This is a genomic window from Aquibacillus koreensis, assembly GCF_025154055.1.
Lineage (GTDB): Bacteria > Bacillota > Bacilli > Bacillales > Amphibacillaceae > Aquibacillus_C > Aquibacillus_C koreensis.
Window position 1 is genome coordinate 1 of record NZ_JAOALK010000015.1, and the last position, 12,587, is coordinate 12,587.

Genomic DNA, 12,587 nt, shown 5'->3' on the forward strand with positions numbered 1-12,587 from the left:
TTAAGAGTGCGAACTACATCAGTCGGAGAAACGGTCGGTTTTGTAGAGATGAATAAATGAATATGATCTGGCATGATTTCCATTTCCTTTATTTCATATCCGTATCGTTCACTGATAATCCGAAGGATTCCCCTTAATTCTAATTCTATTTTTTCGTTAAGTACGTTAAATCGATATTTTGGACACCAAATGATGTGATATTGGATAAGAAACTTACAATGATTTAATCTATTATACTCACTCATCATTTCAACTAATTTTTGTATCTTATTTTCTTTTCTACTTACAAACATTTTACCACACGGGAATGTATGTTCTCAATCTATATTTTTGTTCACCAAACAAAAAATCGCTCAAGTAGAGCAGTTTAAGAACTGCCCTTGAGCGAAGCCCTTACATCCACGGGGCAAGCCCGCGTGGATGTAAGGGCTATTTCTATAACAGACAACCAAACAGTATTCTAGAATATCGATTGGATAAGAATGCATAAAATCATGAAATGATAACAAACCCCTCTGCAGCGTTGCATGCTGCAGAGGGGTTTATAACATGATTATTTATTTTCAAACAAATATCGAAGGTCACCATACCCTTCTTCCTCCAATTTATCTTTTGGAATAAAACGCATGGCAGCAGAATTCATACAATAACGAAGACCACCTTGGTCCTTAGGTCCATCTTCAAAAACATGCCCCAAATGTGAATCAGCTTCGTTACTTCTAATTTCTATTCGCCTCATTCCATGGGTTGTATCCATGTTTTCCTTTAGCTGTTTTCTATCAATAGGCTTGGTAAAGCTTGGCCATCCGCAACCCGCATCATATTTATCATGGGAAGAAAAAAGAGGCTCACCACTGACAATATCGACATAGATACCATCTTCTTCATGGTTCCAATACTCATTTTGAAATGGCCTTTCCGTCCCGCTTTCTTGCGTGACATGATATTGCAGTGGAGACAATGTTTGCTTTAACTTTTCTTTATCAATTTTTTTCGACCAATGTTCTTTAATAAAATCTTCTCTGCCTGATCCCTTTTTATAAAGACGATAGTGAAAGGATTGCTTTTTGTAATAATCTTGATGCTTTTCTTCTGCACGATAAAAAGTAGCTGCAGGAAGTATCTTGGTTGCAACTGGACTTTTGAATTTGCCACTTTCATCTAACTTTTGTTTTGATGCCTCCGCACGTTTTTTCTGTTGTTCATTATGGTAAAAGATAGCTGTTTGATACGATTCACCACGATCATTAAATTGTCCCCCAGGATCTGTAGGGTCTATTTGCTGCCAGAATACCTCTAATAATTTATCGTAAGGAAAAATAGTAGGATCAAATGTAATTTGCACTGCTTCTACATGACCTGTATTATTCGAACATACTTCTTCATAAGTGGGATTTTCTGTCCTTCCCCCCGTATATCCGGAGATAACTTCGTGAATGCCTGGTCGTTCATCAAAAGGCTCTACCATACACCAGAAGCACCCCCCAGCAAATGTTGCTTTTTCTAAATTAGTACTATCCACAAATCATCCTCCTAGTTAATCGAATTGGTATAGTGTTAGTTTCATTTTTAATCTAATCATAAAAAAAAGCAAGAAGTCTGCATTGATTTATATGAAAAGCTTTGGTGTGGACGTACCAGTTTGTGTACTTGATTTCTTTTTTTGTTGTTGTTTATTTTTCGAATGTACCTCTGTTTCCATTTTATTTATATTCTCACCTTTTACTTCAATTTTATTTCCAGTCTTTTTTTCACCTTGTTCATCACTACTTCCGCTACTTCCTTCTTTTGTTTCATCCTCTTCGTCATCATCTTCATTAAATGCCTTAATTAAGGATAGCATTGTTGGGATGTTTTTAACCATTGGACCATATTGTTGAATAATCGGTGTAGCAGACTGAGCCATGTTCATCACTTGTTGGATATTTGCTAATGTTTGTGTAATACCCCCTCCACTACCTAATGCCGACTTCGCTGCACCGGTAGCACCAGATGCACCCGAACCAAAGAATCTACCTAATAGTCCACCAATTCCACCTTTTCCTGTCTGTGCCTGTGCAAATGATGACGGATTACCAAAGCCAGATCCGAAAAAAGGTGATTGCCTAAAATTAGACGGATTTGAAAACTGACGAAATGCTGATTGACCACGTGGTGGTGAAAACATACTTATCCCTCTCTCCCGAATTGTATTGTTAGTTTATTGTACGTATTAAAATGAAATAGGTGTAGGCAGATAAGGAGTTTTCATTATAGGAATATAATTCGATGTAGGAACAATTCAACTCAGGAACAGTTTTAAATAACTAGAAGCAAATAAAAGTGGCTATTATGCAAGACAAACATAATAGCCACTTTTTGCTTTTTTACTTTAGTCAGCAATAATATCAGCAGTAATAATCAAGCCAATAGTTCCAGTTAGTATAATTCCAAATAGAACTGCAGAAAGCATAATAAAATCCCCTCTTTCAAAATTTAAAAATCTTGAAACTGTTTATTATACTTTCATTATAAATGGTTCTACCGTTATAAAACGTTTCCTGCTATGACAATTTAATGAATTTATATTTCCAAAAAGTTTAAAAAGTATTTCCCGGGCAAGCGCAATAAACTACTGATATCGATTTTAGTTTGCGTGTTTTGTCGTTAATTGACATTATAAAGAGATAGAAGTTGATACTTACATATTGTTACATCGTTTTTCCACGTAAGTTCTACGATCTTTCCATTTCCGATTTGATCTGAGTCATGATGTCTCCGTATTTCAATCTGTTCATTAATAGGGAAAACTTTATATCCATTGCAAGTGATCTCAAACAAATTTTCTTCACCTACGATGCGTTTTTCCTTACCATGTGTAATTAGTCTCCACTCAAAAGCTAGAGGCATGGACATGATAAACCCTCCCACTATTTCATTCGTGTGTTTTTATGTTTATATTATATCCTACTCTAGTTCTTTTCGTAACACTGAAAATTAAATGTACAACGAATTTTGTTTTGAAGAGCAGTAGTTACTATTCAATTTAAAATCAGTCAACTGAAATGGGAAATCAATACCATACTTTGTTAAGATTATTGTATTTTTGCTAAAGACTTGTTCATATTCTTCCAACATTTCATTTGTGGTTCCAAACTGTTTTAAGATTGTTGCAATCGTTTGAAGCGATGCCGTAACTTCCATAATTTCATTTAAATTTAATTCTTCCATATTTGGTATTGTCATCAGTTCAAAATTTTTAAGCTTTTGTATGTAAGCATTTGAAAAATAGATAGGAAAAATGTTTTCATACAACTCTTTCATTAGACATTTTACATAGTCATGTTGCTCTGGAGTTGATGCTGTTACTACTTTCATTGTTTACCTCCTAATAAACTAGTTTTAGTAATCCTAGTTTAAATTCAATCTAAAGGAAATTCCCCTATCCAAATGATAAGGGGAATTAGTCTTATTTCTTATACTATAACACGTACCTCCTACCATAATTAAGGTGTAATTATTGGCAAACTTGTTAGAAAGTAAATGCTGCTCTAGAACCTTGAGGTGAAGGTGTGATTTGTAACTTTGCATGTATTTCTTCTTTTAATTGCGGCACGTGCGAGATAATTCCTAAAATCCGATTGCTTTGTTGCAGCCCTTTTAAGCAGTTAATCGCTTGCTCCAATGATAGTTCATCTAACGTACCGAATCCTTCATCAATAAATAATGTATCTAATTGGACACCACCTGCATGAGCTTGTACAACGTCAGCCATTCCTAAAGCTAGGCTAAGTGCTGCTTTAAATCCTTCTCCACCCGATAACGTTTTGACCGAACGTTGTTGACCAGTATGATGATCAAGCACTTCAAGATCTAGCCCACTTTGTGCTCCACGCTTAGCAATTTGATCACTTCTTATTAACTGGTATCTGTGTTCTGTTAATTGATCTAATCTTAAATTAGCTTGCAAGAGAATTTCGTCCAAAAAGGATGATAAAACATAGCGTTCGAATGATAATTTCAGATGATTTTCTCCTCTTGCTAGATCTGCTAATTCTCCAATATCATAATATTGTTTACTTACATTCTGATATTTCTCGTGTAACACTTCAATTATGTCAAAGATTTCCGAATGTTGCTCGATATGATGTACTAACGATTGAAAATTTTGATTTGCCTGCTCAACAATTGTTTCTTGTGTTTGAACTGTAGCTATTAAGTCATTTAAATCGGGGTTTTCTTCCTTATTTAATTGTTTTGCCAATTCTACAAGTCTCTGTTCTACGGATGACTGTTGCCGTTCGAAGTCATCGATTTCTTTTTGCATTTGTTCTTGTTCAACTGTGGACCGTTTAGCCTGTTTATAGGATTCAATAGATTCAAATTCGTTCTCATTTATTTTTTGTTCAAAAATCCCCATTTGTGATTCGTATCTTTGTTTTGTATTCGCCACAAATTCTTGCAGTTGTTCCAACACGGTTCTTTCTTGTTGCAAGTTGTTCTTTATAGCTTCATAATCTTTCTTCAGCTTTTCCCACTGTTCCATCCATTTCTGATAATGTTCTTCCTGATTATTAATTTCCACCCTCAAATCATTTGGATCCCTTTGAGGATCGGTCAATTCCTTTTTAACAGATTCTATTTGCGTGTGCAGTCGTATATACGATTCATTAATTTTTTCTTGCTTTTTGTTTTCTGCTTCAACCATTACTTCTAGATCTTTTTTATCTTTTTGTAGCTTTTCTTTCTTTTTTTCTGCTTCTTCCATCCAAGCAATATGGTTCTTTATTTCGTTATGTTTTTCTGTGGATTGTTTAATTCGTTCATTCCACTCCACGACTGTTCCAGCTATTTCTTCCTCTTCCTGGGAGCTAAGGAAATCCTTTAACTCTTTATACATATCTTCTACAAGCTTTCGTTGGGCTTGCCCATCTGACTTCACTTGGACAAATTTGTCTTGCCAATGTTGAAGTTGTTTGTCAATCTGTTCTATTTCGTGCTTGAGCTTCTTTATTACTTCTTCAGATACAGAGCCTTCGCCTTCTATTGCTTTGTTAGGATGGTCTACACCACCACAAACTGGACATGTTTCCCCTTCATGTAAGTGTTGGGCTAAATAATATGCATGATTTCTTTTTTGCTGCTCTTCTAATTTTTCCAATTCCTGCTTTTTTTGTTTATAATTTATGCCAACTTCTTGATATTGATGATGTACTTTTTGATAGTCTGCACGCATGGTATCTAGTGTTTTCACTTCTGTTTGCAGTCGCTTCAATCGCAATAATCTATCTGACATCTCTTTCAGTTTAGCTTCAGAATTATAGAAGGATTTTGTCCATTGATTTTGATCCTTTAACTGGTATTCGATCTTTTCCAGCTGAGAAGTCAAATGTCCCACCTTTTCTTGTATACTTTTTACATATTGCTGTTGGGTCTCTTTCTCTTTTACAATATAACTAAACTTTCCTTGTATCTCTGTGAAATAAAATAATTTATCTAGCTGCTGTTTTTTTGTTTCAATGGTGTCTTTCACTTTTGCTCTTTCGTCTTCTCTGTTTAATTCTTGTTCATAATTCATCTTTATCTGTACAAAGATTTCTTCACTCTTCTTAAGCTTTGATTGCTGATTTTCTAGTTTCACTTGTTGCTCTTTCCATTCTTGCTTTCGTTCATTAACTTGGTTCTCGAACGGAACAATCTGCTCGGCTTTTTTGGCAATATCTAACGTTTTCTTTTTTGTTAAAATAAATGGTTCTAATTCTACTAAATTCGCTTTCTTTTTATTTAATGCATTGAACTCTTCAAATTTTTCTGCTAATTGTTTGCCTTTATAATAACGTTCTTGAGCAGCCTTTAATTGTTCTTTATCTTTTAAAAGTTTCTCACTCCATTGTTGTTTATCTTTCTTAGTAGATTTTATTTCCTCATCCAATTGTTTTAACAATTCATCCGTTGATTCATGATCCTCAACATTTATATATTTCCACTTAATCTTTCCTGCTTCTTGATCGATCTTCCACTGTAATTGAGCAATCTGTTCGCGTAATTCTTTCGCCTGTTTTTTCAATTCATCGGTAATCCTTTCGTAAAAATGGGTATGGAATATTTTTTGTAATATTTCTTCCCGTTCTTTACTGTTTTCAGATATTAAGCGGCGAAACTCACCTTGAGGAATCATAATCATTTTTCTGAATTGTTCATAATCAAGTCCTAACATCTGCTCTAATGTTTCATTAACATCTTTAATTTTCGCAGAGATTAGTTGATGATCTTGATTTACTATTTCATATAGTTCCGCACGAGCAGGATCCTCTGTAAATCCTTCACCTCGCTCTTTTCGTTTTAACTGCCTAGGGTATCTTGTTACTTCATACGTCTTATCTTTTAATTGAAAAGTAAACGCCACACTTGTCGGTTCATCCGTATTTGCAAAATGACTTCGCAATGAGTCTTGATCTCGGTCACTACCACTTGCTCTTCCATATAAAGCGTAACAAATGGCATCGAATATAGTTGTTTTACCAGCTCCTGTAGGGCCAGTAATTAGAAAAATCGATTCGTCCCCTAAGTCATTAAAATTAATGGTTTGCTCTTTACTATAAGGACCAAACGCATGGAGTGTTAATGTAATTGCCCGCATCTTATTTCTCCCTTTCTTGCTCAACTAGAGATTGAACTATTTTTGCCATTTGACCTTGTCTCTCCTCAGGTATGGTCGCACCTTTCATTTCTTCATAAAAGGATTCAAATAATTGCAAGTGTGTCATTTGTTGTTTTTGCCTAATCCGATTTAAATCATTTAATTGCATCTTGGATGTTAATACCTTACGTTCCAAACGAAGAATATTTGGGTACCTTTTTCTTAGCTTTCCCATTGGATCAATCAATTGACCATCATCTAATAGTCGAATATGCAAATAATCTTCTGTAGATTCTAATGCCTCACCACTCATTAATTCATCAAAATAGGACTCTATTACTCTCATATCTCTCTTTGGCACCAAAGGAACAAATGATAACGTACATGTCCCATGTTGATCCATGTCGACTAGCGTAACTGATTTATTATGGGTTGATTCCGAAAAAGAATATTTTAAAATAGAGCCACTATAACGGATTACATCGCTAGTCACTCGTTGAGGTTGGTGTAAGTGACCTAAAGCAACATAACGAAATACGCGGAATAGATTAGCATCCACGTATGGACTTCCCCCTATCATGGAAAGTCTCTCCTCTGATTCTGATTCCATCCCACCAGCTATAAAAGCATGACCAACAAATACATGCCGTTCTGTCATGTCATTGTGTTTTTCAATATGATTAATAATTGCTTTCATAGCTGATTGATGTGATTGGATATTATCGTCTTCAAAAAACGAACGAGCGTCTGCCGGTTCAATGTATGGGATTAAATGAAAATGTACTGGACCATGCTCATCGTGAATAGTTACAGGTTTTAAATCTCCTTTTAATTTTGTTTCTATATATAACTGTTGTGCTTTAAATAATTGATTACCGAATTCTAACCGATCAGGACTATCGTGATTTCCTGAGATTGCTAGAACTGGTATTCGGAGCTCTGCTATTAAACTTGTTAACACGTTGTTTAATAGCTCCACCGCTTCTTTTGGTGGAATCGATCGATCGTATAAATCTCCGGCTATTACAATGACGTCTGGTTTCTCTTCTTTTGCAATAGAAATGATTTGATCTAGTATATAGGATTGGTCTTCTGTCATATGAACACTGTTCACAATTTTCCCCAGATGCCAATCAGCTGTGTGTAATATTTTCACGATATCCCTCTCCTTCTCCCCTATTTTATCATGTTTTTTTGTCGTATGTTGTTGGTGTGTTTTCCCTCTTACATTATACGGAAGCAGGCTGCCATGCAAGAACTCGATCGATTAAGAACGTTCGGGACTGTCTTCGAAGATAGCAATATCCGTATAACTGTTGTTTTGTTACACCTACCACCTTTATCCGACGCTGGGTAAATTCCCCATTAGCTGAACAATATATAATATCAACTATTCGATCTTTATTTCGCTCCACTTGTTCAAAAGTCATGACTATTCCTCCTTTTTTATTATTATATACCAAACAAATGTTCTTTATCCATTGAAAACAGAACAAATGTTTGGTTATAATATAAAAAGGAGTTAATCATAATTATGTGACATAGTATTCATAAACTGTGCAGTTATATTTATTTGATTTTGTTAAACAGGTGTGTGATATAACGCCGTTCCGGCAGAATACTTCGCTTTCCGTAGCGGCGTATTACCACCCATCTAGTAAGTGAGGAAGTAAGAAAATCGTTTACTGCACAGTATGGATCTACTCTGAAGTTTTGGCGGTAAAACAATAAAGCACATTAGAAAGAGGAGTGAACATCATGGTAAATGACAGAGGTTCTATTAAATGGACATCCTTAATGCTTCCTGAACATGTAGAAATGTTACAACGCTTATGGCGGGAGGATAAAAATAAACAGAAGCCCTTGTTAGATGAACAAGAGCTCGAACAAATAAATGAAATGATCCATGAAGCCTATCAAAGGCACCTTGCCATCTCCATCACCGTATATAAAAACAATAACTACAAGGAATATAAAGGAATAATTTCATCGGTTGTCATGCATAATCATTGTTTAAAGTTAAAACAAGCAGATGATGATATAGTGAGCATCTATTTACCTGAAATTATTGATGTAAAAGAAGCATAACTATCTTTTGTGTTGAGAGTATCAAATAGTGCGTTATTTCTTTACACATATCGATATGAAATTTCACTTCTATATAAAAAGGGCTCCTAATAAGAAGCCCTTAAAACATTTTACATCTAATTTTCATTAGTAATATATTCTTCCCAAAGTCGGTCAAACACTTGAACAGCTTCGGCAAATGGGACATTCCATTCTAAATAACCACTGATTTCATCATATGACGTTGAATGCTTTGGAAAATCATGATCATCAAACATCCAATCTGCCAAGCGACTTTCATTCGTAGGCTTTTTTGCTCCACGATACGTCATCATATAGTGGTAGAATGAGCGCATACGATTCACTCCTTATAACATTATGACTCGTCCATATATGTTTCATGTTTTTTTTGTTTATTTCTGTACACAAAGCCTGATAGGACCACACTAATTTCATATAAGATGATTAGCGGGATCGCTACAACAATCTGCAAAATAAAATCAGGTGGCGAAATCATGGTACCAATGACAATTAAAATAAAATAAGCATACTTTCTGGTTTTACGTAAAAAAGCAGGCGTTACAATTCCTAGACTAGTCAAAAACATGGTGATGATTGGAATTTCGAATAAAACTGCAAAAGGAAAAGTAACACGAAATAAGAAACGGAAATAGTTTTCTACCGTAAACATTTCATTAAACATACCATCGTTTAAGGATAATAAAAAAGGTAAAATAAGTTCAACAAACACATAATAACCAAACACTAACCCGCCGCTAAATAAAATGAAAATAGCAGGTATGTAAGATAAAGACACTCTTCTTTCTTTGGTGGTCAAGCCTGGTCTAACGAATAACCAAATTTGAATACAAAGAAAAGGAATGGTTCCAACAGCACCAACAAGAAAGGCCATCATAAAATAAATCCATATAATTTCACCTGGTGCAATTAATGTTAGTTGAATATCTATGTCCTTCATAAAAAATTGTTCAATATCTTTTACGTATAAAAAGCCGATAATAAAAAAGATTAGGAAAACAATCGCTGTCCATATTAGTCTTTTTCGCAGTTCAGAAAAATGATCTAGGTAATTCATTTCTGTTGTGTCAGAGTATTGCTGTTCATTGGACATATTATCCTCCTTCCGACATTTTTTCATTTAGCAAGAAAAGAAGATGTAAGGTTTAATCCCTCACACCTTCGTAACATGTTACTTTTTGTCTTCTACTTTGTTTGAATCATCATCTGACATGATACCATTTGTTGCTTTTTTAAATTCTCTTAACGAACTCCCTACAGCCTTACCTATCTCTGGTAATTTAGAAGGCCCGAAGATAATTAACGCAACAAGCAAAATCAAAATCAATCCTGGGAATCCTATATTTCCGACAAATCCCATGTACATCTTACATCACTCCGATGATTATTATTTTCCTTTTTCTTTTGACTGATCTAATGTCTTTTGTTCTTCAGAATCCTCGTTTGTTAAGTCACGAGCAGACTTTTTAAATTCACGTAAAGTTTGTCCAGTTGCTTTACCAATTTCCGGAAGTTTTTTTGGTCCAAATACGATTAATGCAATAATCAATATAAGGATTAATCCTGGAATCCCAATTGCTGATGCCATTTCAATCACCTCTTATAGTTAGAATAATACTTTATATTATTACAATTAGCAATCATTGTAGGTTTACAAACTTAAAATTATAAAAACTTAATAATATATACATCTTATCACGTATTTAGGCGGATGTCCTTTATTCTATTATTATTTCATAAAATCTACAAACTTCATGAAGATTCCCCCTTACTTTTTCATAGGTGTCGGTGTCTTTGCATGAATAGAGTAGGCGCATGAATTTTATTCATGCGCCTCTCACAGATCCGTACGTGCGGGTCTTCGCATACGGCTCCTCCGCGATTATCCCCGTTGGGGATGATGTTCATTGTAAATATCCACAAGAAATACGAGACCTATTTCTCTAAACCATTTATTGGAAAGTGCTGTATGCACTGGTGTGCATTTCGAACTTCTCCAAGCGTACATTCGTAAGCGTGGAAGTTCTCCTTCCCATTTTCTTCTACGTAATTCCCTATGTAGCTTTCTTATTTTCCGCCAACTCCTAAGTTGTACTGACCGCAATCTTCTTCTAATCCACTTATCAAATTCAGTAAACATTGTCTTTGTATGCCAGTGTCCAAAATAGTTTCCCCATCCACGTAGATAAGGGTTTAGTTTCTCTTTTACCAAAACTCTAATATTAATCGTTTGGTTTCGTTTTGTAATTTCCTTGATTTTAGTCTTAAACTTCTCTATTGACTTTTCTGAAGGCTTAACCCAGTAACCCTTCTTAAATTCATGTCCAAGAAAGACAAATGTTTCTTTCATATTATTTACAATCTTAGTCTTTTCCGGGTGAACTATAAGCCCAAGCTTTTCTTCAAGGAATCGAGTAACTGACTTGAGTACTCGCTCAGCACCCTTTTGTGATTTACAACAGATGACAAAGTCATCTGCATATCTTGTAATGCGATGCCCTCTCTCTGTCATAAGTTCATCCAACGGATGCAAATATACGTTCGCAAGTAGCGGACTGATGACACCACCCTGTGGAGATCCTTTTTCGTTTAAGTGGAAACTGCCACCCTCCATAACTCCTGCTTGGAGGAAACTCTCGAGTAATCCAATAACACTTCCATCCACTATTTCTTCTCTAACCAACGACATTAGTTTATCATGCGGAATTGTATCAAAGTATGATTTTAGGTCTGCATCAATTACATACACATAACCATCCATTAAATCCTTTCGGACTTTATCTAATGCCATATGTGCACTTCGATTCGGTCTAAAGCCAAAACTACAATCAAGAAATTTAGCTTCAAAGATTGGTTCTATTATTCTACGTACAGAAGCCTGTACTACTCGGTCTCTCACGGTTGGGATACCTAGAGGTCGTTTTGAACCATCAGCCTTCGGAATATATACACGTTTAACTGGTCTCGGCTTGTATGTCTTTTCTTGTAATTCACGTTGAAGGATTTGTACATTATCCTCCACTCCAAATTCAAAAGCCTTAACTGTTATTCCATCTACCCCTGCGGCTCCACGGTTCCTTTTAACCTCTTTAAAGGCTTCCTCCATGTTTGGCATTACCCATATTTTATCTATGAGACTATACCACTTTCTCTTTTGTGGGGTCTTTGCTCCCTCACGAAAACCTTGTTTGTCTTCTTTTCCGTTCATGTTCCGTTTCTTTCCTTTCATTCTGTTGATTGACTAGCCCAACTTCGGCAATATCAGCAGTTTCACAAGTACTACGCCCCATACGGTCTACCCTTCTGTTCGACCCCGAATCTACGGATTTGTCCTATCGGTTTCTGTATGGACATGACATATTCTAAGATAACTCGGTTTTTCTTCCACGGACAGACGGGCTTCGCATAAAGTCCCTACCTTTTAGGTTAGAGGGCTCCTCTCAGTAACAAAGTACTAAGTCACTTACCTTTGCGACTTTTCCAGTAAGCTTGATCACTACTATCCCCTGCTCTGACTTCTTACCACCCATAACTTCATCTTGTCCATCCCAGACTTGATTGAAGGTTACCACAATGTGGAGACGATGAGATCTCCTTGGGTCACGTCACCGGGCTTTCACCTGAATCCAGTCCTCATAACTAGCAGAGTCCTCTTGTGGAATAGGACACTCCCTTCTTTTGCAGGGTTATCCGACTCTACCAGCCAACACGGTTGAATTGTCGCCTGTTCCAGGTTTTGCCTTCAGGTCCTCCGCACACTTCCTCACGGACAATGCACTACCTGTCAGCTATACACTTCCGCCACTACGGTGTGTTTGGGACTTTCACCCATTAGTCCGATGCGCTGCCAAGCGCACAAAAG

14 protein-coding genes are annotated in these 12,587 nt (G+C 35.9%); 1 reads left to right on the forward strand and 13 read right to left on the reverse strand.

Going from position 1 to position 12,587, the window contains the following annotated elements; translation table 11 throughout:
- The 8 genes from tnpA to NYQ66_RS04590 form a co-directional block, all read right to left on the reverse strand.
- A partial coding sequence (gene tnpA, locus NYQ66_RS04555; protein ID WP_259867333.1) for an IS200/IS605 family transposase occupies positions 1-293 on the reverse strand: 293 nt, incomplete at its 3' end.
- A 260-nt stretch (positions 294-553) separates the two neighbouring features.
- On the reverse strand, positions 554-1,522 hold the full coding sequence (msrB, locus tag NYQ66_RS04560; RefSeq protein WP_259867336.1) for a peptide-methionine (R)-S-oxide reductase MsrB: 969 nt from the start codon (positions 1,520-1,522) through the stop codon (positions 554-556).
- An 87-nt stretch (positions 1,523-1,609) separates the two neighbouring features.
- Complete coding sequence (locus tag NYQ66_RS04565; RefSeq protein WP_259867339.1) at positions 1,610-2,167, reverse strand: YqfQ family protein; 558 nt, start codon at positions 2,165-2,167, stop codon at positions 1,610-1,612.
- Positions 2,168-2,646: 479 nt separating this feature from the next.
- A complete protein-coding gene (locus tag NYQ66_RS04570; RefSeq protein ID WP_259867341.1) occupies positions 2,647-2,895 on the reverse strand; it encodes a DUF2584 domain-containing protein in 249 nt (82 codons plus the stop codon).
- Positions 2,896-2,976: 81 nt separating this feature from the next.
- Entirely contained in the window at positions 2,977-3,357 is a 381-nt protein-coding gene (locus tag NYQ66_RS04575; protein WP_259867343.1) for a YhcU family protein, read from the reverse strand.
- Positions 3,358-3,511: 154 nt separating this feature from the next.
- Entirely contained in the window at positions 3,512-6,619 is a 3,108-nt protein-coding gene (locus tag NYQ66_RS04580) for an AAA family ATPase (protein ID WP_259867345.1), read from the reverse strand.
- A gap of 1 nt (position 6,620) precedes the next feature.
- Positions 6,621-7,775: an exonuclease SbcCD subunit D gene (locus NYQ66_RS04585; protein ID WP_259867347.1), complete on the reverse strand. Its 1,155-nt coding sequence runs from the start codon at positions 7,773-7,775 to the stop codon at positions 6,621-6,623.
- A gap of 73 nt (positions 7,776-7,848) precedes the next feature.
- Positions 7,849-8,049 carry a transcriptional regulator gene (locus tag NYQ66_RS04590; RefSeq protein WP_259867349.1) on the reverse strand — a complete coding sequence of 67 codons (201 nt, stop codon included), beginning with the start codon at positions 8,047-8,049 and terminating at the stop codon, positions 7,849-7,851.
- A gap of 328 nt (positions 8,050-8,377) precedes the next feature.
- On the opposite strand from NYQ66_RS04590, the gene NYQ66_RS04595 reads away from it, so the two are divergent.
- Complete coding sequence (locus tag NYQ66_RS04595; RefSeq protein ID WP_259867351.1) at positions 8,378-8,707, forward strand: YolD-like family protein; 330 nt, start codon at positions 8,378-8,380, stop codon at positions 8,705-8,707.
- 116 nt (positions 8,708-8,823) lie between these two features.
- Here NYQ66_RS04595 and NYQ66_RS04600 read toward each other — a convergent pair whose 3' ends face one another.
- The 5 genes from NYQ66_RS04600 to ltrA form a co-directional block, all read right to left on the reverse strand.
- Entirely contained in the window at positions 8,824-9,042 is a 219-nt protein-coding gene (locus NYQ66_RS04600) for a YozE family protein (protein ID WP_259867352.1), read from the reverse strand.
- A 20-nt stretch (positions 9,043-9,062) separates the two neighbouring features.
- Complete coding sequence (gene tatC / locus NYQ66_RS04605; RefSeq protein ID WP_259867355.1) at positions 9,063-9,818, reverse strand: twin-arginine translocase subunit TatC; 756 nt, start codon at positions 9,816-9,818, stop codon at positions 9,063-9,065.
- 78 nt (positions 9,819-9,896) lie between these two features.
- Positions 9,897-10,091, reverse strand: coding sequence for a twin-arginine translocase TatA/TatE family subunit (gene tatA, locus NYQ66_RS04610; RefSeq protein ID WP_407652045.1), 195 nt, complete (start codon positions 10,089-10,091; stop codon positions 9,897-9,899).
- Between the two features lie 21 nt (positions 10,092-10,112).
- Positions 10,113-10,313, reverse strand: coding sequence for a twin-arginine translocase TatA/TatE family subunit (tatA, locus tag NYQ66_RS04615; protein ID WP_259867357.1), 201 nt, complete (start codon positions 10,311-10,313; stop codon positions 10,113-10,115).
- A gap of 294 nt (positions 10,314-10,607) precedes the next feature.
- Entirely contained in the window at positions 10,608-11,933 is a 1,326-nt protein-coding gene (gene ltrA, locus NYQ66_RS04620; protein ID WP_259867358.1) for a group II intron reverse transcriptase/maturase, read from the reverse strand.
- Between the last annotated feature and the right edge of the window lie 654 nt (positions 11,934-12,587).